Here is a 26,804-nt window from a genome sequence, read left to right as displayed (position 1 = left end):
GCAGGTCAGCGCTCCACCGGCCGATACGGCAGAACGCCCCGATGTTTCACGTAAAACATCGGGGCGTTCTCATATCATCACGGTGCCAGGGAGGGCTTCATGAGACCCGGTTCTCACCCAGGGGCCGTCAGGAGTGGTTCTCCCTGTAGTAGGCCTGGATGTCGGCGAGACTCATCGTGCCCGTGGCCGTTGACTCCGGAGTGCGGACGAGCATGCGCTGCAGTCCGCACAGCAGGGCCTCCGCGAGCCGAGCCCTGTAGGTCGAATCGTGCAGCTTGGCCGCCTCGGCCTCGTGCGAGAGGTAACCCAGGTCGACCCAGGCGGCCGCCGCGCCGGTGGTGCGCAGGCCGCTCCACTGACGGGCGTGGCTTCCGAGGTCCTGGGCCCCGGTACGGGCCACCAGCTCTCGCAGGACCATGTCGGAGGCCGCGTGCCCAATGGGGGCGTAGGACTGACCCGTGACAGGATCCCCCCAGTAGAACGTCGCCACGCCCTGGGCCTGGGGGGAGGTGTTCCAGTCACACTGCAGGCACAGCACCAAAGCCCCGGGGTGTGCCGTGATGGCGTCGGCGTAGCTGGACAGGAAGAGGCGGTCAGCCGCTTGCCCGTGCTGCCCTGCTGCCTCTGCGTCGGGGCCCGCGAGCACAGCGTCCACCAGGACGGGGACCGCCCCCACGGTCGAGAGCAGGTCGTGGGCCCGCAGGGCGACGTCCCGGGTGATCGCGTCCTGCTCGGGACCGAAGCTGTCCGGCGCCCCGTGGGGCTCGGTGGGTGAGGTGCCCGAGGACGGCACGAGGATCACCTCGCGTCCGCGCAGCGCCTCGTGGAGGGACTGCAGCCGCCGGTGGTCGCGCAGGGAGAAGGCCTTGGACGTGGTGATCTTCTTGCTGACCCGCGCGAGTCCGGTGAGGGTGTCCAGACCCACCACGCCGTCCTCCGGAACACCCAGGCTGCTCTGCAGCTCCTTGACGGCGTACTCCGTCTGCCTGGCGAAGGTGCCGTCCAGGTGTCCGTAGTAGAAACCCAACAGGGACAGGTTGTTCTGCAGCTCCTCGACGTCGTCCCCGCGCATGGGGGTGTCCCGCTGGTGCGAGAGGGGCCGGTCGCCCAGGGCGTACTGAGCGTCGTTGAGGGCGGCCTCGGTGTCCGGCCCCACCACGCCGTCCACGATGAGTCCCTTGCGCTGCTGGAACCCGCGCACCGCACCGTCCACGCGGTGGTCGAACACGGTCGGGTCCGTGGCCGCGTCGGGCGACAGGGCGGCGTCGTCCGCTCCCGCGCGGACGAGACGCTCCCTGAGCCCCGCGACACGTCGATCGGTCATACCGTGGCGGAGGGCGGCTCCGGGAGTGGGGTGCGGCACGTGGATCTCCCTGTGGTCGATGGGCCCGCACGGGCGGGTGTTCGGTCTGCAGTGCATCGTCTCAGAGAAAACCCGGGCCCGCGTACCGGAGGTACGGTGCGGGCCCGGGCAGGGGGTGTCACGCGGAGGGGGTGAGGTACTCCGCGAACTCCTTCTCCAGGGCGGACTTGGGCTTCGCGCCGATCGAGGTCTTGGCCACCTCGCCGTTGGCGAAGAGGTAGACCGCGGGGATGGACGTGATGCCGTACTGCGAGGCGATGGCGGGGTTGTCGTCCACGTTGACCTTGACCACGTCCACCTGCTCGGCGTGCTCGGCGGCCAGGGCGTCGAGCACGGGGCCCAGCTGCCGGCACGGGCCGCACCACTCGGCCCAGAAGTCCACGATGGTGGGCTTGGAGTTCTCCAGCACCTCGGCCTGGAAGGTGGCGTCGGTGACGTCCTTTGCTGCGCTCATGACTGTGTCCTTTCGTCGGTGCCGCACGGCACGGGCCCTCGGCCGGTGCCGTGCGTGCGGGGAGTGTTGGGGGCGGGGGTCAGCTGTCTAGGGCGGCGAGGTAGTGCTCCACGTCCACTGCGGCCACGCACCCGGAGCCTGCCGCCGTGATGGCCTGGCGGTAGGTGGGGTCCACGACATCCCCGGCGGCGAACACGCCGGGCAGGGACGTGGTGGAGGAGCGGCCGTCCACGGCGATGGTGTTGTCCACCGTGAGCTCCAGCTGGTCCTTGACGAGGCCCACGCGCGGGTCGGAGCCGATGGCCACGAACAGGCCGGTCACCGCCAGCTCGGAGCTCTCTCCGGTCACGGTGTCCTCCAGGGCCAGGGACTCCACCTTGTTCTCGCCGCGGATACCCGTGACCCGGGTGTTCCACAGGATCTCAATCTTGGGATCGTCCAGGGCCCGCTGCTTCATGATGTCCGAGGCGCGGAACTGGTCCCGGCGGTGGATCAGAGTGACCTTGTCCGCGAATTTGGTCAGGAAGGTCGCCTCCTCGATCGCGGAGTCGCCGCCGCCCACCACCGCGATGTCCTGGCCCTTGAAGAAGAAGCCGTCGCACGTGGCGCACCACGAGACGCCGTGGCCTGAGAGCCGCTCCTCATCCTCGAGGCCCAGCTTGCGGTACTCGGAACCGGTGGAGATGATCACCGCGCGCGCCCGCAGCACCGTGCCGTCCTCGAGGGTGACGGTCTTGACCTCGCCCTCGAGCTCCACGGAGACGACGTCCTCGTAGCGGATGTCCGCGCCGAACCGCTCGGCCTGCTGCTGCATGTTGTCCATGAGCTCCGGGCCCATGATGCCGTCGATGAAACCGGGGTAGTTCTCCACCTCGGTGGTGTTCATGAGCTCGCCGCCCGCGGTCACGGAGCCGGCCAGCACCACGGGCTTGAGGTTCGCGCGCGCCGTGTAGATCGCGGCGGTGTACCCCGCGGGGCCGGAACCCACGATGACGACGTCGTGCACGGCGTCGTCCCCCGAGCGCTCCGCCGGGGTGGTGGCGGACTGCGGGACGCCCGTGACGCCGAGGTTCACAGCATTCGAGAAGATGCCGGACTGATTGCTCACTGGTAGGAAGCCTTTCCACGAGTCTCCGCGTGTGCGGAGGTCAACTACACGTCAGAACGTGGGGAGCACGTTCAGATATTCCGGTGTCCGGGGGCACCCGGGCAGGGCCCACCGCACGGAGAACGACGACGCCCGCGCCCTCTGCGCGGTGGGCTCGCCACGTCCGGTGCTCGCCGTTCCACGAGGCCCGACGGACGGGCGCGCCGGTGGTAGGGCGGACACGCAGCCGTCCGGCGAGCCGGGGAGGCCGGTGCGAGAGGCCTGTGTGACGTTCGGCCGGTGGCCCGGCAGGCTGTGCGGAGGCCGCGGCCCGACGGGCGGGCGGGGCGGCGGGCGCTCAGCGGAGTCCGATCTCGCCGATCCGCAGCCCGAACGGGTACCCGCCGATGGGGCTGGTGAGCCGCGGCAGCTCGGTCCACTTGACGAGCACGTAGCGGTGCGGGGTGCTGCGTGCGGCGTCCGAGAGGGGCACGCGGGTCTCGGGGCCCGCGAAGGAGCCCTTCCCCACTTCCTGCGCGCCCTCGAAGCTGGGCTCGTCCGCCACGTACACCGTGAACTGCCCGCCGCTGCCGTTGGCCTGCTGGATGGTGAGCTCCTGCGCGGTGGCGGGCTCCTTCAGCTGGGCGGCTAGGCCCACATACTCCGCGAGGCTGCCGAACCGGGCGTCCGAGAAGCCGTAGCTCAGCCAGAAGGTGGCGGGGTTGCCGTCCGTGGCCTGATTCAAGGTGGCGTCCGTGTCCGCCATGAAGTTGGGGTCTGCGGTCACACGCTTGACGGAGTCGATCGCGGGGGCGGCGGAGGCGCTCGGGGCCGCAGACGAGCCCGGTGTGCCCTGCGGGTCGCCCGGTGCCGCGTTCTGCTGGGCGGGGCCCTGCTGGGAAAACTGCCCCGTGAGGGCACCCAGGCCGCGGAAGCCCATCACGATGGCCGCGATCAGCACGATGGCCAGGAGCAGGAGGAGCAGCCACCGCAGGGGTCCCTTGCGGGACTCGTCGGCGGGGGCCGCGGGGTGGGCGCCCGCAGGACCGTCCGGGCCGTCCGCGGGGCTGGCGGGGTCCGCGTCCGTGGGGTTCGTCGCGGAGGTGTCGGCACCCGTCACGGAATCCGCGGGGGCCGCGGCATCAGTGCGATCCGCGGGATCCGCATCGCCGTGGTGCCGGGGTCCGTTCCCCGCGTCCGCTCCTACGGCACCGGCGGCGACCGCCGCATCCGATCCGCCGGCCGCCACGTGCATCGCGGAGGTGGGTTCACCGGCCTCGCCCTGCTCGGCCGCCTCCGCTCCGTCCGCCGTGTTCGGGGAGCCGGAACCGGTGGGGGTCCGAGCACCCGGGCCCGCGGCGTCGTGCTCGGCACCAACGGTGCCCGACCCCGGGGAGTGGCGTGCGGCGTCGTCGTCAGGGGACGGGGACGTGCGCGAGGCGCCGTGACGCTCGTCCAGGCGGTCCGGCTTGCCCTCGGTGCGCTGGTAGCTGTCGTAGCGGTTGTCGCCGTCGTAGGTGGGGTCGATCGCGCCGGCGGCCACGGTGGCCCCGGCAGAACCGCCGCGGGAGGCCGCGCGGTCGAACAGTGTGGAGCGCACGGCACCGGGGCGCACCTTCCGGGCGAGGCCCAGCTTGTTGCGCACGGAGGGGGCGGCGGGGGCGGAGTCGTAGTCGTCGTAGTCCGAGGCCTCCCAGCGGGTCACGGCGGGCTCGGTCGGGGGCTGGCCCTCCTCGCGCGGCGCCACGCTCAGCTGCGGCTGGGTGGGATCGGGCTCCTGGTAGATGTACGAGGCGGAGGACGCGGTGCGCGGGTTGCCGAAGATGTCGTCCGAGAGGGAGTAGTCGTCCGCGTTCTCGTCCGCGAAGAGCAGGGCGTCGAGCAGGTCCGGGGCCGGTGCGTAGGAGGTGATGAGGTAGGTAGCCTCCTCGGTCTGGCCCATGTCCAGCACCTGGAAGCCGCTGTGGCCCGCGCCGGCGGCCAGCGCGCGGGCGTTCTCCACCACCGTGGCCTCGTGGGCGGCGGCGGGCACCAGGATGGAGACACGACGCCGCAGGATCTGGTCCTCACCCTGCAGCACGTGGTCGTCGTCCGCGGTGCTCAGCAAGGAGGCGCTGACCTTGTAGCGGCCACCCAGGATGGCTCCGAGCGCGATGGGCTGGGACACGGTGGCTCCCTCTGCTTCGGGCGCCGCGGCGGTCGCACGGACGCGAGAACGAAATTTCCGGCAGTCTACCGGCCGAGCCTGGCCCTCAGCGGGGCCACCAGACCGGTGAACTCCTGCACCCGGAACACCTTCAGGGCCACCGCGTAGCTCAGCGCCATGGCGGCCCCGCCCACGGCGATGCTGATGAGCGCGGAGAGCTGACCGCCCCACGGGAACCCGTCCGTGGCGTACCCGCCCATGAGCCACAGCACCGCGGCGCCCACGGCACCGGAGACCAGCGACGCCGCCAGGATGCGGGCGTGCGAGCCCACGATGCGGGACAGCCCGTAGTCCCCGATCCGCCGTTTCAGGGCGTAGTGGTAGACCACGGTGGCCAGGATGTTCTGCACCGCGTAGCACGCGGCGATCGCGAAGACCATCTGCTCGGGCGGGAGGAGGCGGGCGATGAGTACCGCGCCGAGCACCGTGAACACGGACACCGCGAGCTGCACCATGAACGGGGTGCGGGCGTCCTCCTGCGCGTAGAACGCCCGGCCCAGCATGAACGCGGTGGACATGAACGGCGCGCCGATGGCGATCACGGTGATCACCTGGCCGATCACGGCGCCCGCCGCTGGCACGCCGCCCGAGAACAGCATCCCCAGCGGCCCCGCGTAGACGATGAGCGCGATCATGCAGAACACCGTGGCCACCCCCGTGACCCGCAGGCTCGAGGACAGGGAGGCCACGAGGGACTCACGGTCCTTCTCCGCCGCCGCGGCCGCCATGCGGTTGAACAGCACGGTGGCGATGGACAGCCCGATCACCCCGTGGGGCAGGGCGTAGAGCATCGTGGCCTGGTCCAGCACGGCCGTGCCCGCGATGGGCGCCGGACCGCCCGGGCCCGCGGGAGCGTCGGAGCGCGCACCCGTGGGGATGGCGGCGGTGCGGTACAGGGCCATGAACGCGAGGTTGGCGATCACACCCGTGGCCAGGGTCCACCCGCCCAGGCGCCCCGCCGTGGACAGTCCGATGCCGCGCCAGCCGAAGCGCGGGCGGATGCGCAGCCCCAGCCGGGCGAGGGGCCAGAACAGCACGAACGCCTGCGCGGCCACGCCCACCGTGGCCATGCCCACGAGCCAGAAGGTCTGCGCGGACGTCCAGTTCTCCAGCGAGTGCGGGTGGGTGCGGAACGGGCCGAACTGGTAGATGAACATCAGCAGTGCCGCGATCGCGATCACGTTGTTGAGCACCGGAGCCCACATGTACGCGCCGAACGCGCCCTTGGCGTTGAGCACCTGGCCCACCACGGTGTAGAGGCCGTAGAAGAAGATCTGCGGGAAGGTGATCACCGCGAACATCGTGCCCATGGCCAGCTGCGCGTCGGACCAGCCCGGACCCATGAGCCGCATGATGGGCCCCACGCACAGCAGCACCGCACCGGTGATCACCAGCAGCGCGATCACCGCGAGCGTGATGAGCCGGGAGATGTAGTCCGCGCCCTCGTCCTCGGCCTTCGAGGCCTTGATGATCTGCGGGACCAGTACCGCGTTGAACACGCCGCCGGCGATCAGCACGTAGATCAGGTTGGGCAGCGTGTTGGCCAGCTGGAACACGTCCGCCATGGTGGCCGCGGAGCCGATGGCCACCGTGATGAGGAAGGTCTTGACGAAACCCAGGATCCGGGACACCAGCGTCCCGGAGGCCATGACGGCGCTGGCGCGCGCCCCGGACTTCTGCATCGAACAAGGCCTCCTGCACGAGGGGTGGGACCGCCCGCGGCGCGGAACGGTTCGAACGGGACACCCTACAACTGGTGGATGATGTATTCCCGGGCGATGTCGGCGATGCGCCGTTCATTGGGGAAGGACAGCTTGCGGCCGAGGTCGTCGATCCCGGACCACGCGACGTCTACGGCCTCGTGGTCGGGATCGTTCTCCGTGGTCAGGTGCCCGCCGGTGGCCTCCAGCAGGAAGTGGTGGACGGTCTTGTGCACGCGGTGCCCGGAGACGGTGAACCAGTAGTCGATGCTGCCCAGCGGGGAGAGCACCCGGCCCATGATCCCGGTTTCCTCCTCGATCTCCCGCACGGCGGCTTCCTGATTGGTCTCCTCGCCCTCGGGATGACCCTTGGGCAGGCACCATTCGAGCCTCCCGCCGCGGTTGATGCGAGCGATGATGGCCACCGGATGCGTGGGGTCGGACAGATTGACCACGATCCCACCGGCCGAGACCTCTTCCACCGTGGGCAGCGCGGAGACCGGTTGGTTCGGCCGCCTCTTGGGCGCGCTGGGTACGGGGAAAGCCATGCCGTCTACCTTAGCCACATTCCCCTGGCACTCCCTGACGGGGTGGGGCGTCCGGGCGGCGGTACCGTGCGGGCGCACCCCGGCGCGCCCGCCACGCCGGACCCGGTGCGCCACACCGACCCCGCCGGCGCGCAGCCCCCGGTCCCCGAGCTCTCGCGGCGCTCGCGGGGAGGGCCGCAGGACACGACGACGACGCCGCACGCCGCCTTCCCCGGGCCCGTCCCGTGGGTGCGGTGATGCGATAATGGCTCGCATCATGACGCAGCTGCTGGACACCTCCTCCCTCCATCCCGTCTCCCTCGAACTGGGCCGGCTCTTCGAGCGCGCCGGGCACGAGCTGTCCCTCGTGGGAGGGCCGGTCCGGGACCTGCTGCTCGGGCGCGAGGCCCTGGACCTGGACTTCACCACGGACGCGAGCCCGGACCAGACGCTCGCGGTCATCCGCGACTGGGCGGACGCGCACTGGGAGATCGGGCGGGACTTCGGGACCATCGGGATGCGCAAGGCGGGGATGCAGCTGGAGGTCACCACCTACCGCGCGGAGGCCTACGACCCCGGGTCCCGCAAGCCCACCGTGGCGTTCGGGGACGACCTCACGGAGGACCTGCGGCGCCGCGACTTCACCGTCAACGCCATGGCCCTGCGGCTGCCGGGCCTGGAGCTCGTGGATCCGTTCGGGGGTATCAGGGACCTGCACGCCGGTGTGCTGCGCACCCCGGGGACCCCGGAGGACTCCTTCACGGACGACCCCCTGCGCATGATGCGTGCCGCGCGGTTCACGTCCCAGCTGGGGCTGACCGTGGCGGAGCCCGTGCGGGAGGCCATGACGGCCATGGCCCAGCGGATCGAGATCGTCTCCGCCGAGCGCGTGCGGGAGGAGCTGGTCAAGCTGGTCTGCGGTGCCCACCCGCGGCGGGGCATCGAGCTCATGGTGGACACCGGGCTCGCGCAGATCGTGCTCCCTGAAGTCCCGGCGCTGCAGCTGGAGACGGACGAGGCGCACCACCACAAGGACGTCTACCAGCATTCCCTCACGGTCATGGAACAGGCCGCAGAGAAGGAGACGGGCCCGGACGGCCCGGTCCCCGCCCCGGACTTCGTGCTGCGCTTCGCCGCCCTGATGCACGACGTGGGCAAGCCCGCCACCCGGCGCTTCGAGCCGTCCGGGGCGGTGAGCTTCCGGCACCACGAGGTGGTGGGCGCCAAGCTCACCCGCAAGCGCATGAAGGCGCTGCGCTTCGACAACGACACCGTCAAGAAGGTCACGCGGCTCGTCGAGCTGCATATGCGCTTCTACGGATATGGCGAGGCGGACTGGACCGACTCCGCGGTGCGCCGCTACGTGCGGGACGCCGGGGACGAGCTCGAGCGCCTGCACCGGCTGACCCGTTCGGACGTGACCACGCGCAACCGCCGCAAGGCCTCCCGCCTGGCGGGGCACTACGACGAGCTCGAACGGCGCATCGCCCAGCTCGCCGAGCAGGAGCAGCTCCAGGCCGTGCGGCCCGAGCTGGACGGTCAGCAGATCATGGAGATCCTGGGCATCCCGCCGGGACCCCAGGTGGGGCGGGCCTACGCCTTCCTGCTGGAGATGCGGCTGGACGAGGGCGCCGTGGGGGAGGACGTCGCCCGGGAGCGGCTGCTGCGGTGGGCGCGGGAGAAGGGGATCATCGACTCCTGACCCCGGGTTCCACCGGCCGACGACCGCCACCCCGGAGTGCCCGGCGGCGGGTGGTGCGTCGGCGACCGGGCGGGCGGACGCCTGAACCGTGGTGACGCGGCGGGCCCGGACCCGGTGCGCCCGCGAAGGGGCGGCCCGGACCCGGTGTGCTCGCGGCGGGGCGGCCGAGCGGCCCGGGCCGTGGACGCGTCGCGCTCGTGACGCGCCATGACGCCCTCCGTGCGCGCACCCGTGGAACACTGGTGCTCGATTCCCGTCCACGTCCCAGGAGACCCGCATGAGCCTCGAAGGTGCGCGCAACAGAGCCGGAGGCAGCGCCGGTCTGATGCTGCTGGGCGTCGGGCTCTACACGGTGATGATGGCCTACCTGATCCGGATCCCGTGCCACGTGCCGGACTGGAACATGGCGCAGCAGGTGCCGCAGCTGTGCGCCACCGTGATCGACTCCGGGGACCTCGGGGTGCACTCCTCGGACGTCGCGGGAGGGTTCTTCACGGGCGGGCCCACCGGGGACCAGCCCGTGCTGGTGGGCATGATCACCACCATCATCGGGTGGTTCGCCTCCAACCTGTCCGCGCTCATGGGGCTGGACGTGGGCAAGGGCTTCTACCTGGACCTCTCCGTGGTGCTGCTGGCCCTGGTGTGGCTCGCCATCGTGGGCGTGGTGTCCTCGCTGAGCGGCAACCGGCGCGCGGACGCGCTGGTGATGGCGCTGTCACCGGTGATCGTGCTGGTGGGGTTCCAGAGCTGGGACCTGTGGGCTGTGCTGTTCATGATGCTGGCGCTGCTCGGCTACGTGCGGGGCAATCCCGCGGTCGCGGGCATCATGGTGGGCTTCGGGGCGTCCGTGGCGTTCTTCCCCGTGGTGGTGCTGGTGGCCATTCTGATCATGGCGGCGCGGCACCGCTTCCTCAAGGACATCGTCTCGGCGCTGCTGTGGGCGGTGTTCGCGTGGGCGGTGATCAACGGCACCTACATGATCACCGCGTGGGACCGGTGGCTCGCGCAGTTCAACGACATGCTCCGTTCGGGCACGTCCAAGCCCTCCCTGTGGAACGTGTGGAGCTCCACCGTGGAACCGCGCACCGGGGTGTCGCTGGGCGCGGGGGACGGTGGCCAGTTCGTGCTGCTGAGCATGGTCCTGGCCCTGGTGTTCGTGCTGCTGATCTCGCTGCTGAGCAAGCGGGAGCCCTCCGTGGTGCAGGTGACGTTCCTGCTGCTCGCGCTCTACATCCTGCTGGCCAAGGAGTACTCGCTGGGCTACGTGGTGTGGCTCGTGCCGCTCGTGATCCTGTGCCGCCGCAACTGGGTGGAGTTCGCCCTGTGGCAGGTGGTGGAGATGCTCTACTGGGCCACCGTGGTGCTGCCCGCCTCGGCGTGGCCCACGCTGCCGTGGATCCAGGAGTTCGGGTGGAACGCGCAGGACCTGCTGGCCGTGGTGCGCTACCTGTTCCTCGTCTACCTGGTGGTGGCCGTGGTCGTGGACATGTTCCGGGGCCGCAAGGCCGCCGCTCTGGGCGCCTCGGCCGTCCAGTGACGGGCTGAGTGAACCGTGGCGCCTCCCCCAGCGCGCGATCCGCGGATCGTCCACCGTCTCGACCTGCCCCCGATGCGCGCCCTGCGGCTGCCCCTCGCCCTGGTGCTCGCGTTCGTGGTGGTGGCCGTGACGGCGTGGTCCACCGCAGCCAACTACGTGCTCGTGGCGCGGGATCCCGCGGCTCCCGTGGACACCTACCTGCGGTACCTGGAGGGGGGAAGCTCCCGTCAGGTGATGGCGCCCCTGCGCGTGGCGGGGGATCCCGAGCTGCACCAGATCCTGGGAAACTCGGCCTACCGGGCGGCTGCGGACCGGCCTGTCCACCACGAGGTCGTGGACACCCGCGTGTCCAGGGACCGCGCACGCGTGGACGTGGAGGTGGCCCTCGGGGACGGCTCCACGGTGCGGCGCGGGTACACCGTGCACCGTGTCACCGCCTGGGGGCCGTTCAACGACTCGTGGCAGCTGCGCGAGCGGGACAACGCCACCGTGGCGGTCCGGCTGCCCGCGGCCGTGGACGCACTGTCCGTCAACGGCCAGAAGGTGCGCCCGGAGGAGGCCAGCACCATCGGCACGGAGGGGGCCGCACCCGGTTCGCCCGAGCGCACGTGGCGCTTCGAGGGGCTCCCCGGCCGGTACGACGTCGCCCTGCCGGAGGACTCGTACCTCATGGCCAGCCAACATGCGTCAGCGTTCATATCATTGGACGCGCCGAGACCTGCGAGCAAACGGGTCACGTTCACGCCCTCCCCGCGGCTGTGGCGGGCCGTGGACCGCGCTGTGCAGGAGGCCGTGGGTCGGTGCCGCAACGTGCTGCGCTTCGACGCGGCCGAGTGCCCGCTGCCCCGGGAACTGGAGCGGGAGGCGTCGTCCTCCACCGGGAGTTCCGTGAGCGGCGGGTCAGCGGCGAGCGGGAAGCTGCCTCCGGGGGTGTCGAACGTGCAGTGGGAGCTGAAGGCGCGCCCGGCGCTGCTGCTCGACCAGGATGCGAACGATCCGCTGGCGTTCCACGCCGCGCAGTTCCGCAGGGCCGAGGCCACCGTCACGTGGCTGCAGAACGGGCAGAGGCTCAGCCGCCCCGTGTTCTTCGACATCGAGGCCACGGCGCGGACCACGGGCGAGCACGCGAACGTCGACGTGCGGCTGCGCCCAGCGCAGAGCCACCGGACGGCAGGTGCCCGGCCCTCCTAGAATCGAGATGGCTGCATCACGGCAGCCGGGGAGAGAACAGGAGGTCGACATGGCCGAGGAACCCGAGTACTACCGGGCGCAGCCCCTGCCGCCGCGGGACGGCGCAGTCGGGGGCCATCGGCAGGGAGCACCGTTCGGCCCGGCCGGCGGCGCCACCCAGTGGGGTCAGCAGGGCCCCTCCGGCGGTGTGGTCAACGTGAACGTGGTGGGCGGCAAGTCCACGCTGCTGGCCTACGTGCTGTGGTTCTTCCTGGGGCAGCTGGGGATCCACAAGTTCTACCTCGCGCAACCCTTCCAGGGTCTGATCTACCTGACCCTGGGTGTCATCGGGTGGCTGACCACCGGGATCCTCATCGGCTGGTTCCTGCTGTTCCCGCTGTGGCTGCTGCTGCTGATCGACATCTTCGTGATCCCGCTGCGCGTGGCCACGCTCAACGCCCGGCTGTCCCGCCGCGTGAGTGGCTACTGAGCCCCCGCTGTAGTAAAGTGGGCAAGTCTGTGTGCCGTGCGTCGAACGTGTGCCGGCACCGACAAACGCACAGAACCTCCTGCTGCGGAAGGACCGCAGCCGCTTAGCCCGAAGGAGGTGGGTTCTTTACATGCGTGAATACGAACTGATGGTCATCCTCAACCCCGAGGTGGAGGAGCGCGCCGTCGAGCCGACCCTCAAGAAGTTCCTCGAGGTCGTCACCAAGGAGAACGGCACCGTCGACAAGCTCGACATCTGGGGCCGTCGTCGCCTGGCCTACGAGATCCAGAAGAAGTCCGAGGGCATCTACGCCGTGGTGAACTTCACCGCCGAGCCGCAGACCGCCAAGGAACTGGACCGCGTGCTGAGCCTCAACGAGGCCGTGATGCGTACCAAGATCATCCGCCCGGAAGAGCAGAAGATCCACGGCAAGTGAGGTGACGTGCCGTCCATCCGGACTGCACACCACATGCTCCCGCGAGGGTCCTACGGGCCCCGTGAGATGCTTGTCAACCCACTGAGTCTCGCATCCAGCGTCCACACATCCGGAGGTTCACATGGCTGGCGACACCGTCATCACCGTGATCGGAAATCTGACCGCAGACCCCGAGCTGCGCTTCACGCCGTCCGGAGCCGCGGTGGCCAACTTCACCGTTGCGTCCACCCCGCGCGCCTTCGACCGGCAGAGCAACGAGTGGAAGGACCAGGAAACCCTCTTCATGCGTTGCTCGGTGTGGCGTGAGGCCGCCGAGAACGTCGCCGAGTCCCTCACCAAGGGCACTCGCGTGATCGTGCAGGGCCGCCTCAAGGCACGCTCGTACGAGACCAAAGAAGGGGAGCGCCGCACCAGCACCGAGCTGGAAGTGGACGAGATCGGCCCCTCCATGAAGTACGCGACCGCCAAGATCAACCGGAACTCGCGCGGCGGAGGCAACTCCTACGGCGGGAACCAGGGCTTCGGTGGAGGCCAGGGCGGCGGCCAGGGAGGATTCAACGACTCCCAGGGCGGCGGCTTCAATCAGGGTGGCAACCAGGGCGGCGGGTTCAACGGGAACCAGGGCAGCCGTGGTGGCCAGCAGCGACCGCAGCAGGCAGGAGACCCCTGGGGTCAGTCCTCCGGCGGGAACTACGACTGGGGTGCCGACTCCGAGGACGAGCCCCCCTTCTAAACACAACCAATCAACCCCATCCCGCAGGCCCGCCTGCGGGCTCCGCACCAGAAAAGGAGCACCACGATGGCCAAGGCTGAGATCCGCAAGCCGAAACCGAAGCAGAACCCGCTCAAGGCGGCCGACGTCACCGAGATCGACTACAAGGACGTCGCTCTGCTGCGCAAGTTCATCTCCGATCGCGGCAAGATCCGCGCTCGCCGCGTGACCGGCGTGTCCGTCCAGGAGCAGCGCAAGATCGCCCAGGCGATCAAGAACGCTCGCGAAGTGGCACTGCTGCCCTACTCCGGCGCCGGCCGCTGATCAGAGAGGACTGAGAATTCATGGCAAAGATCATTTTGACCCAGGAAGTCTCCGGGCTCGGTTCCGCAGGCGACGTGGTGGACGTGAAGAACGGCTACGCCCGTAACTTCCTGTTCCCCCGCGGCTTCGCCACCCCGTGGAGCCGTGGCGCCGAGAAGCAGATCGAATCCATCAAGCAGGCTCGTGCGGCCCGTGAGCTGTCCTCCCTCGAGGACGCCCAGGCTCTCGCCGCCAAGCTGACCTCCACCACGCTGACCGTTCCGGTCACGGCCGGTGCTGAGGGTCGTCTGTTCGGCACGGTACGTGCCGGCGACATCGCTTCCGCGGTGGAGAACGCCGGTCTGGGTTCCATCGACAAGCGTCGCGTGGACCTGACCCAGCACATCAAGACCACTGGCGTGTACCAGGCCGTGGTCCACCTGCACGAGGACGTCAACGCGAACGTCGAGTTCGAGGTCGTCCCCGCCTGATCACCGTGCCCCACCACCGCAGCGCGGTGCGTGGAGCGTCCACCGGGTGCCCGTGACCGCGGGCGAGACGGCGGCGTGCACGGCGGATGGTCGGACGATTCGTGGGAACCCCGTGGAACCGATGTTCCACGGGGTTCTTGCACACCCACGCCACGTTCATCCTGTCGAGCCCCGGGGCTGGCCTCCGGGGCTCGTCCACACCCGGGGCCGCCCAGTGACTCCGCAGCGCGTCGTGGGAGGATCGGACCATGATCTCCGCGAGCACGAGCCGGCCGGGCACCGGTCGAGGGACCTCAGCACGATCCACCACTGGCCGACGGCTCTTCTGGGCGGGGCTGGGGTGCGTGGTGCTCACCGTGGGGTGCTTCCTCGGGGCGTTCCTGGCGGGCAACTCGTTCAGCGCCCAGGCCGCGATGGGGGTGCTGCTGGCGGGACTCGTGCTGAGCGTGATCGCCTCCCTGGTGGCCGCCGTGATCGGGGTGGCCGGGGTCGTGGCGTTCCCGGCACTGCGAGGGCGCTACATCCTGGTGCTGGTCCTGGCGATCCTGTGCTCGCCGCTCCTCTGGCTCGTGGCCCTGGCCCTGCTGAGCTGAGCAGCCCACAGGATCCGTTGGTTGTCCACAGCTCTGTCCACACACTGTGCACAGTGCTGCGTGGCGTGTTCCACACGTTGCCCACAGGGTTTTCCACAGGCGTGACGAGTGTCGTGGGCCGTTGCCGGGACCTGCGGTGAGGGTCGGAGGGTGGTGCCAGAATGGGACCGGTGCCCCGGGGATCGGGGTGCCTCCCCTGACAGAAAGTGAGTGAGGGTGTCGGACTACACCTCCGGGTCCCGCGAGGACTACGGCCGCACCATGCCGCACGACAACCAGGCCGAGCAGTCGGTGCTGGGCGGGATGATGCTCTCCAAGGACGCCATCGCGGACGTGGTGGAAGTGCTGCGGGGCGTGGACTTCTACAAGCCCGCGCACGAGAACATCTACGACGCCGTCGTCTCCCTCTACGGGCGCGGGGAGCCCGCGGACGCCATCACCGTGGGGGACGAGCTCACCAAGAATGGGGAGATCGAGCGGATCGGCGGGATCGCCTACCTCCACTCGCTGATCGCCTCGGTGCCCACGGCGGCCAACGCCGGCTTCTACGCGGAGATCGTGCGTGAGCGCGCTGTGCTGCGGCGGCTCGTGGAGGCCGGCACCAAGATCGTGCAGCTGGGCTACGCGCAGGACGGTGAAGTGGATGACATCGTCAACGAGGCCCAGGGCGAGATCTACCAGGTGGCCGAACGCCGCACCGCGGAGGACTACGTCCCGCTCAAGGACGTCATGGAAGCCACCGTGGACGAGATCGAGGCCGCGGGCAGCCGCTCGGGCATGCAGGGTGTTCCCACGGGGTTCCTGGAACTGGACGAGCTGACCCACGGGTTCCAGGGCGGGCAGATGATCGTGATCGCCGCGCGCCCCGCCATGGGCAAGTCCACGCTCGCCCTCGACATCGCCCGTTCGGCCTCCATCAAGCACGGGATGACCTCGGTGATCTTCTCCCTGGAGATGAGCCGCAACGAGATCGCCATGCGCCTGCTCTCCGCGGAGGGCACCCTCAACATGCAGGACCTCCGGGCGGGCACCCTGCAGGACGACCAGTGGGCGAAGATCGCGCAGATCATGGGCAAGATGAATGAGGCGCCCCTGTTCATCGACGACTCCCCGAACATGTCTCTCATGGAGATCCGCGCCAAGTGCCGCCGGCTCAAGCAGAAGCACGACCTCAAGCTCGTGGTCCTGGACTACCTGCAGCTCATGAGCTCCGGCAAGAAGGTGGAGTCCCGCCAGCAGGAGGTCTCCGAGTTCTCCCGTGCCCTCAAGCTGCTCGCCAAGGAGCTGGACGTGCCCGTGGTGGCGCTGTCCCAGCTGAACCGAGGCGCGGAGCAGCGCCAGGACAAGAAGCCGCAGGTGAGTGATCTGCGTGAATCGGGGTCAATCGAGCAGGATGCGGACATGGTCATCCTGCTGCACCGCGAGGACGTCTACGACAAGGAGTCGCCGCGCGCGGGTGAGGCGGACGTGATCGTGGCCAAGCACCGCAACGGTCCCACGAAGACCATCGTGGTGGCGTTCCAGGGCCACTACTCACGGTTCGCGAACATGGCGCTGGAGGGGTTCTAAAGTCTTCAGCTCCCCGTCTTGTGCTGCGCTGTGGGCGAGCCGAGCTGCGCCTTGCGTCCAACCTCCCACCCCCTGGGATCGCACCCACCTCGCTCGTAACCGGCCCGTCCCACTACGCTTTGTTGGTGCTCACCACTGAACAGGCTGCTTACAAACTCGCCTTCCAGATTGCGGACGCCCTGATCCGCAGCGGGGCCGGGTCCGCCAACACCACCAAGTCCGTGCTGTCGATCTTTCGCAAGACGGACCTGCGGGACGTCACGGTGAGCGTGGGCCTGGGGCAGGTGACCATCAGCCACCAGAATGCGCCGGACGAGGCGCCGAGCACTCGCGTGTTCGAGTCCCAGCCCGGGACCCTGGACATCGAGCTGCGCACGGACACCGGCCAGGTGCTGGAGGACTTCGTGCTCGGACGCATCTCCGCGGAGGAGGGCATCCAGCGCATGGACGAGATCCTCGCGGAGTCACGGCACATCGGCCACCGTCTGACGATGACCGGTTTCGCGATGTTCGGTGTCGGGTTCGCCCTCATCCTGGGCGGAAGCTGGCCCACCGCCATCACGGCCGCGATCGTCTCCGCGATCGTGTACGGCGTCTACGCCCTCGTGCAGCGGATCAAGGCCCCGGAGGTCTTCAGCCTCGCGGCCGGGGGGTTGATGGCGGTGCTGGGGGCGACCGTGGCGGGGGTCCTCTTCGACATCACCCAGACGGCCGTGTGCGTCGTGGCCGCGCTGGCCGCGTGGCTCGCGGGGATCGCCGCGTACGGTGCGGTGCACGACGTCATCACCGGGTGGTACGTCTCCGCCTCCGGGCGCATCTTCGAGGCCATCACGAGCACTGCCGGTCTGGTGGCCGGTGTGACCATCGGGATCCACGCCATGCGGCCGCTCGTGGGGGACTCCGTGGACTACATCGAGACGCTGCAGATGGACGACTCCCGCTGGGCCCTCACCGTCCTCGGTGCCGCCGTGGTCTCCGCCGGTTTCGCGCTCGCCTCGGGTGGTCGTGGGTGGAAGCTGGCGTCCCTCGGACTCTTCGGCGGTCTGGTGCAGCTGGGCGTCCTGGCCATCACCTCTCTGGGCATCAGCTCCTTCGGTGCCATTCTGATCGCCTCGATCGTCGCGGGCATCCTGAGCGTCACCCTCACCCGCGCCCTGAACCTGGCCTCGAACGCCACGCTCATGGTCGTCCTGCTCCCGCTGTTCCCGGGAATGCTCGTCTACCAGGGTGTCCTGGGCGTGATCTTCGGCCTCGAAGACGCCGGGGAGAACGTCCTCGAGGCTGCCATCACCGCGTTCTGCCTGTGCATGGGCGGCATGCTCGGGCAGTACGTGGCGTCCGAGATCCTCTGGGCCGGGCGGCGTCGCCAGTTCGTGCGTCACCACCCGGGCCAGAAGTTCCGCCGCGAGATGGCGAACGAGGAGAACTTCAGCGACATCATGGTTCCCATCTTCTCCAAGCCCTTCACCAGCTGACGCGGGCACAGATCAAGCTGGGGCGGTCCGCGCTGCGCGCTTGGCGGCGAGGTGGGTCCTGCCCGCGTCCGCCCCGCCGCGGAGGCCGCTACTTCCCCATGGCCTCGGCCACGCGCTCCACGAGCCCGCGCATGTTGGCGAGCGCGCGATCGGCGCGCTCCTCCGGGCTCATGGTCTCCTCCATCTGCCGGATGCCCTCGGGCTTGCGGCGCCCCAGCGTGTAGTCGCTGCACGCCAGGTTCGAGCACACGTAGGTGCCCACGGAGTTGTAGCGGTCCTTCGCGGTCTTGGAACGCTGGATCGACACCAGTGAGACGCCGCTGGCCGGGTGCAACGTCAGGCAGATCTGACACATACGTGCGCCACCGCTCGCCTTCTGCGCGCTCTTCTCGAGCACCAGCCCGCGCAGCCCGTGCTCGGTCTCGACGACGACGTAGCCCGCCCGCGGTGACTTCGGGTCGTACCAGCCCAGGAAGATCTGGGACTCCCAGTCCCCGTGGAGCACGTCCTGCGGGATGTTGATGCGCTGCGCAGCGCCCTTGGAGCAGTTGACGAAGCTCTTGCGGATCTCGGTTTCTGTATGCGTATTCATGTTCTTTGGTCTTTCGAGGATGGTCTCCCCCTGCCTGCCACGTGTGGGTCAGGACGGCGCGCGGGCACCCGGGTGCCAAGGAGTGCGGTGGGTGCGGGCGGCGTCGTCGTGCCGCGTGCTGCGGGAGGGCGACGGCGTTCGGCGCGCTCGTGGAGCGCGGTCGCCTCGGGGAGGTGGAAAGGGGTGGGTGAAAGCGCACGACGGGGTGGTCTTCACCCGCCGCGTCCGGTCAGCGCTGTCTAGTGCCGGCGTTGAAGAAGCCGGCAACCCCCTGACGCACGAAAGCCTCGTCCCTCCACGGCTGTGGATCTCGAAAACGTACGGGGACAGTTTAGATCCACCGACGGGTTCCCCACCACCGCTGGCCGACATCCCGCGAGCCACCATCACCCATTGCGGTTCCATGGGCCGGGCCTGCCCCCGACGATCATTCACCGCTGAGACGTCCTGCACACCTGGACTCCCCGCGCCCTGAGCTCCAGTGCTCAGCACCTACCCTGGAGGCATGACTTCCACCGCCACTGCCACCACACCCCTGGGCGTTCTGCAGGAGGTCTTCGGGTACGACGCCTTCCGCGGTGAGCAGGCGGAGATCATCGACCAGGTGGTGGGTGGCGGGGACGCCGTGGTGCTGATGCCCACCGGCGGCGGCAAGTCCCTGTGCTACCAGATCCCCGCGCTGCTGCGGGAGGGCACGGGTGTGGTGGTCTCTCCGCTGATCGCGCTCATGGCGGACCAGGTGGCCGCGCTCGAAGCCGTGGGCATCCGCGCGGCCTTCCTCAACTCCACCCTGGAGCCCTACGAGGCCCAGGAGGTCGAACGGCAGCTCGGCGCCGGCGAGATCGACCTGCTCTACATGGCCCCCGAACGGCTCATCCTGTCGCGCACCATCGCCCTGCTGAAGCGCTCGCCGATCGCCCTGTTCGCGATCGACGAGGCGCACTGCGTCTCCCAGTGGGGGCATGACTTCCGCCCCGACTACATGGGGCTGTCCGTGCTTGCGGACGCCTTCCCGGACGTCCCCCGCATCGCACTCACCGCGACCGCCACGCGGGCCACCCACCAGGAGATCACCGAGCGGCTGCGCATGGAGAACGCGCGGCACTTCGTCTCTAACTTCGACCGCCCCAACATCCAGTACCGGATAGAGCCGAAGGACCGTGCCAAGGACCAGCTGCTGCGGCTCATCCAGTCGGAGCACCCGGGGGAGGCGGGCATCGTCTACTGCATGTCCCGCAAGAGCGTGGAGTCCACTGCCGCGTGGCTCAGCGCCCGCGGGGTCGACGCCATGCCCTACCACGCGGGTCTCGACGCCGCGGTGCGCCACGAGACCCAGGTGCGGTTCCTTCGGGAGGAGGGGATCGTCGTCGTCGCCACGATCGCGTTCGGCATGGGGATCGACAAGCCGGACGTGCGCTTCGTGGCCCACCTGGACCTGCCCAAGAGCATCGAGGGGTACTACCAGGAGACCGGCCGTGCCGGGCGCGACGGCATGCCCGCCACGGCATGGATGGCGTACGGCCTGGGGGACGTGGTCAATCAGCGGCGCATGATCGACCAGGGGGACGGATCTGACCTGCACAAACGCAATGCGCGCTCGCACCTGGACGCCATGCTCGCCCTGTGCGAGACCACGGACTGCCGCCGCGTACAGCTGCTGCGGTACTTCGGCCAGGATTCCGAGCCGTGCGGCAACTGCGACACGTGCCTGAACCCGCCCAAGGTCTGGGACGCCACCGTGCCCGCCCAGAAACTTCTGTCCACCCTCATCAGGCTGCAGCGCGAACGCGGTGAGCAGTTCGGCTCCGGCAAGGTCTTCGACATCCTGCTGGGTCGCAACAACGAGCGCACGGAGGCGTCGCGCCACCAGGAGCTGAGCGTGTGGGGGATCGGGCAGGACCTCTCCGAGCGGGAGTGGCGGTCCGTGCTGCGGCAGCTGCTGGCCCGCCGCGTGGTGGAAGCCGTGGGTGACTTCGGTGTGCTGGTTCCCGGGCCGGAGGCGGGTCCCGTGCTGCGCGGCGAGGGCACCCTGGAGCTGGCGGTGGACAGGGCGCCGACGGCGCGCGCGAACGGACGCGCCCGCAGCAACGGGGGCAGCGGGCGCTCGCGGGCCGCAGACACCCTCGCGGCGGCGGACAAGGACGTCTTCGAGACGCTGCGCGAGTGGCGGACCTCCGTGGCCAAGGAGAAGCAGATCCCGCCCTACATGGTGTTCTCGGACGCCACCCTGGTGGGGATCGTGGAGGCCGCACCGGCATCCACGGCGCAGCTCAGCGGGGTCAGCGGCGTGGGCGCCAAGAAGCTCGAGGAGTACGGGGATGCGGTCCTGGAGGTGCTGAGCTCCGCGGGGTGAGAGGGGCGGTTATGCGGCGGCGGAACCCGTCGACGTCACGCGCTTCGTGATCGCCTCCACCACGGCCGCGGCCTCGAGGTCAGGGAGCCAGTGGCCGGCGTCGAGCTCCACGAACTCGTAGGGCGCGTGCACGTAGACCGCCGTCTCCTCGGCGGCGGTGCGACCCAGGGCCGGATCGCGGTTGCCCCACACGAATGTGGTCGGCACGGTGATGATGCCCTGCGTGGCATGTACGCCCGAGACACCGTCCTTGCGGAACATCGCCCGGTACCAGTCGATGGGACCCCGCAGGTCCTCTGCGGTGGCGAAGTGCCGGCCGTAGCGCTCGGCGGTCTCCTCGGGGATCCCGGCCTTGCGGGTCAGGCCGCCGATCCTCCCCGCGAGGAGCCGTTCCGGGAGCGCGGGGATCTGGAACATGCCGATGTACCAGGACTTCTTGAGCTGGTCCGGTGTCTTCAGGGCGTGGCCCAGCGCGGTGGGGTGCGGCGTGGAGAGCACCGTGAGGGATGTGACGCGCTCCGGGGACCGCTGGGCGATGTCCCATGCGAGCACGCCGCCCCAGTCGTGGCCCACGAGGTGGAACTGCTCGGCTCCCGCCGCGTCCGCGAGTGCGAGGGCATCGGCGGAGAGTTCCGCCCGGCGGTAGTCCTCGACCCTGCGGGGGCGCGCGCCGCGGGAGTAGCCGCGCTGCTCCAGGGCCAGGGTGCGCAACCCCCGGGCGTTGAGCATGGCCGCCACCTGGTCCCAGCAGTGGGCGTCCTGCGGGAATCCGTGCAGCAGGATCACGACCGGTCCGTCCTCCGGGCCCTGGTCGAGAACGTCGAACCGCAGTCCTTGGCGGGTGAAGTTCTGGATGCGTGTCATGGGCCCACAGTAGTGCGGGGTGGGTGGGCCTCGGCGAGACGACGTCGCGGGACCGCACCGGGCGGCCCCGCGATGTCGTCGTGCGTGGAGTCCGTGGAAGGACGCTGGTCAGTCCGTGACGTGCCGGTCCGTGAGCTCCAGCGCCTGGTCGAGGATGTCCAGGCCGCGGTGCAGGACGTCGTCCGGGGTGTTCAGTGGCGGGACCACGTGCACGCGGTTGTAGTTGTTGAAGGGCAGCATGCCGAGGCGCTTGCACTCGGCGACGAGCTCGTTCATCTCGGGGCTGGTCCCCCCATAGGCGGCCATCGGCTCCTTGGTCCCGCGGTTCTTCACGAGTTCCACGGCCCAGAAGGCGCCGAGCCCGCGCACGTCCCCCACGCAGGGGTGGCGCTGTTTGATCTGCTCGAGCCGGGGCCCGATGACCTCCCGGCCGATCCGCTCCGCGTTCTCGACCATCTGCTCGTCCCGCATGGCGGTGATGGTGGCCACGGCGGCCGCGCACGCGAGCGGGTGCCCGGAGTAGGTGAGCCCGCCCTGGTACGGGTACTCGGCGAACGTCCCGTAGACCTCGTCCGAGATCACCACGCCGCCCAGCGGCACGTACCCGGAGTTCACCCCCTTGGCGAAGGTGATGAGGTCCGGGGTGACGTCCCAGTGCTCGAATGCAAACCATTTCCCGGTGCGGCCGAAGCCGGCCATGACCTCGTCGGCGATCATGAGCAGCCCGTACTTGCGGGTCAGCTCCCGCACCCCGGCCAGGTAGCCGGGCGGCGGGGCGTAGATCCCCGCGGTGCCGGGCACGGTCTCCAGGATGATCGCGGCGATGTTCTTGGCGCCCTCCAGCTGGATGACCTGCTCCAGGTGCTCCAGGGCGCGCTCGGACTCCTGCTGCTCGTCCTGCGCGTGGAAGTAGCTGCGGTAGAGGTAGGGCGGCAGGAAGCGGGCCACGCCGGCGCTGGAGCGGTCCGCGTCGAAGCGCCGGGTGTCACCCGTGACGTTCACGGCGAGGTCCGTTCCACCGTGGTAGGAGCGGTACGCGGAGAGCACCTTGTGCCTGCCCGTGTGGATGCGGGCCATGCGGATGGCGTGCTCCACGGCGTCCGCGCCGCCGTTGGTGAAGAACACGTGGTCCAGGCCCGCGGGGGCGAGCTCGCAGATGAGCCGGGCGGCCTCGGAGCGGGCGTCGTTCGCGTGGGAGGGCGCGATGGTGGCGATCTTCGCGGCCTGCTCCTGGATGGCTGCGACCACGGCCGGGTGGGAGTGGCCGATGTTCGTGTTGACCATCTGCGAGGAGAAGTCGATGAGCTTGCGCCCCTCGCCGTCCCACAGGTGGGAGCCCTCGGCCCTGACGACCGTCATGGGCGTGATCTTCTGCTGCGCGCTCCACGAGTGGAACACGTGCTCGCGGTCCACGCGGTAGGCCTCGCGGCCCTGGTCGAGCAGCTCGTCGCTGATCTTCGGGTCCCGGGTGGCGGGCTCGAGCGCCGGGCGGGCGGGGGTGGCAACGGTGTCGGTCATGATCATCTCTTTCCGGTGCGCGCCGTGGCAGCGCGGAGGGATGGGACGGTGCGGGTGGCGCCGGGCTCAGCCGTTCTGCGGGAACCCCAGGTTGATGCCGCCGTGGGAGGGGTCCAGCCAGCGGGTGGTGACCACCTTGCCGCGCGTGAAGAAGTTGACCCCCTCGGTGCCGTGGGCGTGGGAGTCCCCGAACAGCGAGTTCTTCCACCCGCCGAAGGAGTAGTAGGCCATGGGCACGGGGATCGGCACGTTCACGCCGATCATCCCCACGCTCACCTCGTTCTGGTAGCGCCGGGCCGCGCCGCCGTCGTTGGTGAAGATGGCGGTGCCGTTGCCGTAGGGGTTGCTGTTGACCAGCTCGATGGCCTCGTCGTAAGTGTCCACGCGGACCACGCACAGCACGGGCCCGAAGATCTCCTCCGTGTACACGGACATCTGCGGGGTGACGTGGTCGAAGAGGGTGGGGCCCAGGAAGAAGCCGGAGCCCTCGGCGTCGTAGCTGCCCTGGCGACCGTCCACCACCACGGTGGCCCCGGCCTGCTCGCCGGCGTCCACGAACCCGGCCACGCGGTCCCGGTGGGCCGCGGTGACCAGGGGGCCCATGTCCGCGCCGCGGCGGCCGTCACCGGTGCGCAGGGTGCGGGCGCGCCCGGCGATCTTCGCCACAAGCTCGTCCGCGATGTCCCCCACGGCCACGAGCACCGAGATGGCCATGCAGCGCTCGCCGGCGGAGCCGAAGCCCGCGTTGATGGCGTTGTCCGCGGCCACGTCCAGGTCCGCGTCCGGCAGCACCACCATGTGGTTCTTCGCGCCGCCCAGCGCCTGGACGCGCTTGCCGGTGGCCGTGGCGGTCTCGTACACGTACTGGGCAATGGGGGTGGAGCCCACGAAGGATACGGAGGCGATGTCCGGGTGCTCCAGCAGCCGGTCCACCGCGGGCTTGCCGCCGTGGAGCACGTTGAACACGCCGTCCGGCAGCCCGGCCTCCTTCCACAGCTCGGCCTCCCAGTTCGCGGCGGAGGGGTCCTTCTCCGAGGGCTTGAGCACCACGGTGTTGCCGGTGGCGATCGCGATGGGGAAGAACCACATGGGCACCATGGCCGGGAAGTTGAACGGGGAGATGATCGCCACCGGGCCCAGCGGCTGGCGCACGGAGTGGACGTCCACCTCGGTGGAGGCGTTCTCGGTGTAGCCGCCCTTGAGCAGGTGGGGCATGGCGCACGCGAACTCCACGACCTCCAGCCCGCGCGTGACTTCGCCCAGCGCATCGTCCAGCACCTTGCCGTGCTCGGCGGTGATCAGCGCGGCGAGCTCCTCCTTCCGCGCGTTGAGCAGCTCGCGGTAACGGAAGAGGATCTGCATGCGCTTGGTCAGCGAGGTGTCCCGCCACGCGGGGAACGCCGCCTTCGCCGCCGCCACGGCCTCGTCCGCGGTGGCCGCCGTGCCCATGTGCACGCGGCCGGTGACCTCGCCCGTGGCCGGGTTGGTCACGTCCGCGGTGTCGCGGTCCTCCGGGGCTCCGGCGGTGTACTCGTTGTTGATCCAGTGGCGGATGGTCTCCACGGGCTGTCCTTCCCTCGCGGTCTGCTGTCCGGCCCCGCGGCGCCCGACAGGGCACCGGCGCGGGGCGTCTGTCTCCATCCTCGGAGCGCAGAGGGGTGGGCCACCAGAGACGATCTGTCACCCTGTGGCCTGGAGTTCTTGACAGGGTGTTGCCCTCCGCGGCCTAGGCTGTGGCCATGGCACGCACCTCCCGCCCCGGCGTTCCGGGCCCGCCCCCGGACGACGACGCCGCCCCCGCCTCCGGCGCGCAGCCCGCCTCCTCGACCGCGGGCCTGGGCTTCACCGGCCGTTCCGCGGTCGATGACGCCGCGACCCCTGCTGACCAGGCCGCCCTCCGTCCCGGAGCGCCTCGCCACGCCCCCGCCCGCGACTTGCACCGCGCCGCCCCCGCCCGCGACTTGCACCGCGCCGCCCCCGCCCCGGGTGCGCCGTCCGCCTCCACCGGCTCCGATCCGGCCGCCCTCACGGTCGGCGGCGTCGCCGCCCTGGAACCGTTCCGCCGTGGCAACCCCCAGCTGCTCTCCGAACGCGCCGCGGCCGCCACGGGCCAGCCGGTGCGGTGGGTGCACGTGATCGAGACGAGCGACGCCACCGGGCTCCTGGAGGGCGGGGAGTTCGTGCTCTCCACGGTGCGGATCCTGGACGCCGCGCTCGCCGAGGGCCGCGGGGACGAGGCCGCCGCCGCGTTCCTCGACGGGATCGAGAAGGCCGGGGCAGTGGCGCTCGCGATCGAGGTGCTCTCCGGGCGGGAGCCCGTGGTGCGGGTGCTGCGCGCGGCGGCCGCCCACCGGGAGCTGCCCGTGTACCTGTTGAGCCGTCAGGTACGGTTCGTGGCCGTCACGCAGGAGGCACACCGCCGGATCGCCGCACGTCAGCTCGAGCAGCTGGAGACGGACCGCCGCATCCACGAGGTCTTCACCCAGCTGACCCTGGAGGCCGCTCCGGTCCAGCGGATCGTGGCGGAAGCCGGGCGGCTGCTGGGCGCCGAGGTCGTGTGGTGGCGGCGTGCGGCGTCGTCGTCACCGGGGGACAACGGGGGGACCGTGCCCGTGGTGGTCGCGGGGGAGATGGTCGGGTGGCTGTCCGCCGAGCCGCAGGGTGCCGGGCCCGCGCTGCGCGCCACCGTGCTGGAGCGGGCGGCGCAGGCGGTGGCGCTCACGCTGCTGTCCGAGCGCAGCCGCCGGGACGAGAAGCGCCAGGCGGAGACCGCCCTGCTGCACGAGCTGCGACGCCCGTGGAACGTGGACGAGGACTCCGCGCAGCGGCGCGCGCACGAGCTCGGGATCGGCGTGCTGCGCCACGGGGTGCTGAGCGAGGCGGCCCCGGCCGCGTGGCTGCCGGTGGTCGTGCGCTGGGAGCGCCCGGGCGCGGACCCGCTGGGGGAGCACCAGGGCGGTGGTGCCGTGCTCGACGCGCTCGCGTGGGCGCTGGGCCGGGAGGGCACGGCGGCGCTCGCTGGCCGTCTCGGCGCTGCCTCCGTGGCCGTGCTGGTGCCGCTGGCCGCGCGCATCCCGCAGGACGCCGTGGTGGAACGTGTGCTTGCGGTGGCGGAGCAGCGCCTGGGGGGAGCGTGGCGGGTGCTCGCGGGGGTTTCCGATTTCGAGTCGGGGATGATCGGCGCGGCCGCCCGACTGGACGAGGCAGGCATGATCGCGGAGGCCGCGGTGTCCCTGCTCGCACGGGACGGTTCTGTCGATGTCGGCTCCTCGCCGGACGGGACCGCGGTGGACCGTCCGGCACAGGACGACGCCGCCCGGTCCGGCACCCCACGACGGCGGTGCTTCCGAGCGCGGGACGTGCGGCTGCGCGGGCTGCTCGCGATGCTGCGGGGTGACGAGCGCGTGCAGATGTTCGCGCGGGCGGAGCTCGGGAGCATCCTGGACGCCGAGCGCCGCGAGGACCGTGAGCTGCTGACACAGTTCCTGGCGTGCGGGGGGAACAAGAGCCTGCTGGCCCAGCGGATCCACCTCTCCCGCCCGGCGCTCTACGGGCGGCTGGCCCGGCTGGAACGCAGGCTGGGGGTGTCGCTGGACGATCCGGAGTCGCGCACGTCCCTGCACGTGGCGCTGCTGATCGCGGAGGTGGAGGGGTGCTGAGGA

Annotated in this window: 23 protein-coding genes; 13 read left to right on the top strand and 10 right to left on the bottom strand. The window is 70.3% G+C overall.

Annotated features, from left to right (window positions below; translation table 11 throughout):
- Positions 1-127: 127 nt before the first annotated feature.
- The 6 genes from DNL27_RS00590 to DNL27_RS00565 all read right to left on the bottom strand — a co-directional run bounded on the left by DNL27_RS00590 (position 128) and on the right by DNL27_RS00565 (position 7,358).
- Positions 128-1,324: a peptidoglycan-binding protein gene (locus DNL27_RS00590; protein ID WP_204360309.1), complete on the bottom strand. Its 1,197-nt coding sequence runs from the start codon at positions 1,322-1,324 to the stop codon at positions 128-130.
- Positions 1,325-1,481: 157 nt separating this feature from the next.
- Entirely contained in the window at positions 1,482-1,817 is a 336-nt protein-coding gene (trxA, locus tag DNL27_RS00585) for a thioredoxin (protein WP_012399416.1), read from the bottom strand.
- A 79-nt stretch (positions 1,818-1,896) separates the two neighbouring features.
- Complete coding sequence (gene trxB, locus DNL27_RS00580) at positions 1,897-2,925, bottom strand: thioredoxin-disulfide reductase (RefSeq protein ID WP_112234389.1); 1,029 nt, start codon at positions 2,923-2,925, stop codon at positions 1,897-1,899.
- 337 nt (positions 2,926-3,262) lie between these two features.
- On the bottom strand, positions 3,263-5,071 hold the full coding sequence (locus DNL27_RS00575) for a hypothetical protein (RefSeq protein ID WP_112234388.1): 1,809 nt from the start codon (positions 5,069-5,071) through the stop codon (positions 3,263-3,265).
- Between the two features lie 65 nt (positions 5,072-5,136).
- Positions 5,137-6,792: a murein biosynthesis integral membrane protein MurJ gene (gene murJ, locus DNL27_RS00570; protein WP_112234387.1), complete on the bottom strand. Its 1,656-nt coding sequence runs from the start codon at positions 6,790-6,792 to the stop codon at positions 5,137-5,139.
- A 65-nt stretch (positions 6,793-6,857) separates the two neighbouring features.
- Positions 6,858-7,358: an NUDIX hydrolase gene (locus DNL27_RS00565; protein ID WP_041297452.1), complete on the bottom strand. Its 501-nt coding sequence runs from the start codon at positions 7,356-7,358 to the stop codon at positions 6,858-6,860.
- Between the two features lie 256 nt (positions 7,359-7,614).
- Here DNL27_RS00565 and DNL27_RS00560 point away from each other — a divergent pair, with 256 nt between their 5' ends.
- The 11 genes from DNL27_RS00560 to DNL27_RS00510 all read left to right on the top strand — a co-directional run bounded on the left by DNL27_RS00560 (position 7,615) and on the right by DNL27_RS00510 (position 17,815).
- Positions 7,615-9,039, top strand: coding sequence for a CCA tRNA nucleotidyltransferase (locus DNL27_RS00560; protein WP_172599349.1), 1,425 nt, complete (start codon positions 7,615-7,617; stop codon positions 9,037-9,039).
- 277 nt (positions 9,040-9,316) lie between these two features.
- Positions 9,317-10,576 (top strand): glycosyltransferase 87 family protein, encoded by a 1,260-nt coding sequence (locus DNL27_RS00555; protein ID WP_112234386.1) that lies wholly within the window; start codon positions 9,317-9,319, stop codon positions 10,574-10,576.
- 15 nt (positions 10,577-10,591) lie between these two features.
- Positions 10,592-11,767, top strand: coding sequence for a hypothetical protein (locus DNL27_RS00550; RefSeq protein ID WP_112234385.1), 1,176 nt, complete (start codon positions 10,592-10,594; stop codon positions 11,765-11,767).
- Between the two features lie 49 nt (positions 11,768-11,816).
- Positions 11,817-12,236: a TM2 domain-containing protein gene (locus tag DNL27_RS00545; protein WP_204360308.1), complete on the top strand. Its 420-nt coding sequence runs from the start codon at positions 11,817-11,819 to the stop codon at positions 12,234-12,236.
- Positions 12,237-12,366: 130 nt separating this feature from the next.
- Complete coding sequence (gene rpsF / locus DNL27_RS00540; protein WP_012399407.1) at positions 12,367-12,672, top strand: 30S ribosomal protein S6; 306 nt, start codon at positions 12,367-12,369, stop codon at positions 12,670-12,672.
- A 121-nt stretch (positions 12,673-12,793) separates the two neighbouring features.
- Positions 12,794-13,405 (top strand): single-stranded DNA-binding protein, encoded by a 612-nt coding sequence (locus DNL27_RS00535; protein ID WP_112234383.1) that lies wholly within the window; start codon positions 12,794-12,796, stop codon positions 13,403-13,405.
- Positions 13,406-13,471: 66 nt separating this feature from the next.
- A complete protein-coding gene (gene rpsR, locus DNL27_RS00530) occupies positions 13,472-13,708 on the top strand; it encodes a 30S ribosomal protein S18 (protein ID WP_012399405.1) in 237 nt (78 codons plus the stop codon).
- A gap of 20 nt (positions 13,709-13,728) precedes the next feature.
- Complete coding sequence (rplI, locus tag DNL27_RS00525) at positions 13,729-14,178, top strand: 50S ribosomal protein L9 (RefSeq protein ID WP_112234382.1); 450 nt, start codon at positions 13,729-13,731, stop codon at positions 14,176-14,178.
- A gap of 248 nt (positions 14,179-14,426) precedes the next feature.
- Positions 14,427-14,771 carry a hypothetical protein gene (locus DNL27_RS00520; RefSeq protein WP_112234381.1) on the top strand — a complete coding sequence of 115 codons (345 nt, stop codon included), beginning with the start codon at positions 14,427-14,429 and terminating at the stop codon, positions 14,769-14,771.
- Between the two features lie 261 nt (positions 14,772-15,032).
- Complete coding sequence (gene dnaB / locus DNL27_RS00515) at positions 15,033-16,340, top strand: replicative DNA helicase (protein WP_050738142.1); 1,308 nt, start codon at positions 15,033-15,035, stop codon at positions 16,338-16,340.
- Between the two features lie 125 nt (positions 16,341-16,465).
- On the top strand, positions 16,466-17,815 hold the full coding sequence (locus DNL27_RS00510) for a threonine/serine exporter ThrE family protein (RefSeq protein ID WP_204360307.1): 1,350 nt from the start codon (positions 16,466-16,468) through the stop codon (positions 17,813-17,815).
- An 88-nt stretch (positions 17,816-17,903) separates the two neighbouring features.
- Here DNL27_RS00510 and DNL27_RS00505 read toward each other — a convergent pair whose 3' ends face one another.
- Complete coding sequence (locus DNL27_RS00505; protein WP_064845473.1) at positions 17,904-18,407, bottom strand: FBP domain-containing protein; 504 nt, start codon at positions 18,405-18,407, stop codon at positions 17,904-17,906.
- 505 nt (positions 18,408-18,912) lie between these two features.
- Here DNL27_RS00505 and recQ point away from each other — a divergent pair.
- Positions 18,913-20,760 carry a DNA helicase RecQ gene (recQ, locus tag DNL27_RS00500; protein ID WP_112234379.1) on the top strand — a complete coding sequence of 616 codons (1,848 nt, stop codon included), beginning with the start codon at positions 18,913-18,915 and terminating at the stop codon, positions 20,758-20,760.
- A 9-nt stretch (positions 20,761-20,769) separates the two neighbouring features.
- On the opposite strand, the gene DNL27_RS00495 is transcribed toward recQ, so the two are convergent.
- The 3 genes from DNL27_RS00495 to DNL27_RS00485 form a co-directional block, all read right to left on the bottom strand.
- Positions 20,770-21,624 carry an alpha/beta fold hydrolase gene (locus DNL27_RS00495; RefSeq protein ID WP_019310398.1) on the bottom strand — a complete coding sequence of 285 codons (855 nt, stop codon included), beginning with the start codon at positions 21,622-21,624 and terminating at the stop codon, positions 20,770-20,772.
- A 108-nt stretch (positions 21,625-21,732) separates the two neighbouring features.
- Complete coding sequence (locus tag DNL27_RS00490) at positions 21,733-23,148, bottom strand: aspartate aminotransferase family protein (RefSeq protein WP_112234378.1); 1,416 nt, start codon at positions 23,146-23,148, stop codon at positions 21,733-21,735.
- Positions 23,149-23,208: 60 nt separating this feature from the next.
- On the bottom strand, positions 23,209-24,705 hold the full coding sequence (locus tag DNL27_RS00485) for a CoA-acylating methylmalonate-semialdehyde dehydrogenase (RefSeq protein ID WP_112234377.1): 1,497 nt from the start codon (positions 24,703-24,705) through the stop codon (positions 23,209-23,211).
- Positions 24,706-24,881: 176 nt separating this feature from the next.
- Between DNL27_RS00485 and DNL27_RS00480 the strand changes: the two genes are divergently transcribed.
- Positions 24,882-26,801 carry a PucR family transcriptional regulator gene (locus DNL27_RS00480; RefSeq protein ID WP_112235706.1) on the top strand — a complete coding sequence of 640 codons (1,920 nt, stop codon included), beginning with the start codon at positions 24,882-24,884 and terminating at the stop codon, positions 26,799-26,801.
- The last annotated feature ends 3 nt before the right edge of the window (positions 26,802-26,804 follow it).

Source organism: Kocuria sp. BT304, from assembly GCF_003290245.1.
Taxonomy (GTDB): Bacteria; Actinomycetota; Actinomycetes; order Actinomycetales; family Micrococcaceae; genus Kocuria; species Kocuria rhizophila_A.
Note: the sequence above shows the minus strand (reverse complement) of the source record. Positions and strands in the feature narration are given on the sequence as shown.

Coding starts and splice junctions, on each gene's coding strand:
- DNL27_RS00590 (WP_204360309.1), bottom strand. CDS start 1,324: ATGACCGATCGACGTGTCGCGGGGCTCAGGGAGCGTCTCGTCCGCGCG.
- trxA (WP_012399416.1), bottom strand. CDS start 1,817: ATGAGCGCAGCAAAGGACGTCACCGACGCCACCTTCCAGGCCGAGGTG.
- murJ (WP_112234387.1), bottom strand. CDS start 6,792: ATGCAGAAGTCCGGGGCGCGCGCCAGCGCCGTCATGGCCTCCGGGACG.
- DNL27_RS00565 (WP_041297452.1), bottom strand. CDS start 7,358: ATGGCTTTCCCCGTACCCAGCGCGCCCAAGAGGCGGCCGAACCAACCG.
- DNL27_RS00560 (WP_172599349.1), top strand. CDS start 7,615: ATGACGCAGCTGCTGGACACCTCCTCCCTCCATCCCGTCTCCCTCGAA.
- DNL27_RS00555 (WP_112234386.1), top strand. CDS start 9,317: ATGAGCCTCGAAGGTGCGCGCAACAGAGCCGGAGGCAGCGCCGGTCTG.
- DNL27_RS00545 (WP_204360308.1), top strand. CDS start 11,817: ATGGCCGAGGAACCCGAGTACTACCGGGCGCAGCCCCTGCCGCCGCGG.
- rpsF (WP_012399407.1), top strand. CDS start 12,367: ATGCGTGAATACGAACTGATGGTCATCCTCAACCCCGAGGTGGAGGAG.
- DNL27_RS00535 (WP_112234383.1), top strand. CDS start 12,794: ATGGCTGGCGACACCGTCATCACCGTGATCGGAAATCTGACCGCAGAC.
- rpsR (WP_012399405.1), top strand. CDS start 13,472: ATGGCCAAGGCTGAGATCCGCAAGCCGAAACCGAAGCAGAACCCGCTC.
- rplI (WP_112234382.1), top strand. CDS start 13,729: ATGGCAAAGATCATTTTGACCCAGGAAGTCTCCGGGCTCGGTTCCGCA.
- DNL27_RS00520 (WP_112234381.1), top strand. CDS start 14,427: ATGATCTCCGCGAGCACGAGCCGGCCGGGCACCGGTCGAGGGACCTCA.
- dnaB (WP_050738142.1), top strand. CDS start 15,033: ATGCCGCACGACAACCAGGCCGAGCAGTCGGTGCTGGGCGGGATGATG.
- DNL27_RS00505 (WP_064845473.1), bottom strand. CDS start 18,407: ATGAATACGCATACAGAAACCGAGATCCGCAAGAGCTTCGTCAACTGC.
- recQ (WP_112234379.1), top strand. CDS start 18,913: ATGACTTCCACCGCCACTGCCACCACACCCCTGGGCGTTCTGCAGGAG.
- DNL27_RS00495 (WP_019310398.1), bottom strand. CDS start 21,624: ATGACACGCATCCAGAACTTCACCCGCCAAGGACTGCGGTTCGACGTT.
- DNL27_RS00490 (WP_112234378.1), bottom strand. CDS start 23,148: ATGATCATGACCGACACCGTTGCCACCCCCGCCCGCCCGGCGCTCGAG.
- DNL27_RS00480 (WP_112235706.1), top strand. CDS start 24,882: ATGGCACGCACCTCCCGCCCCGGCGTTCCGGGCCCGCCCCCGGACGAC.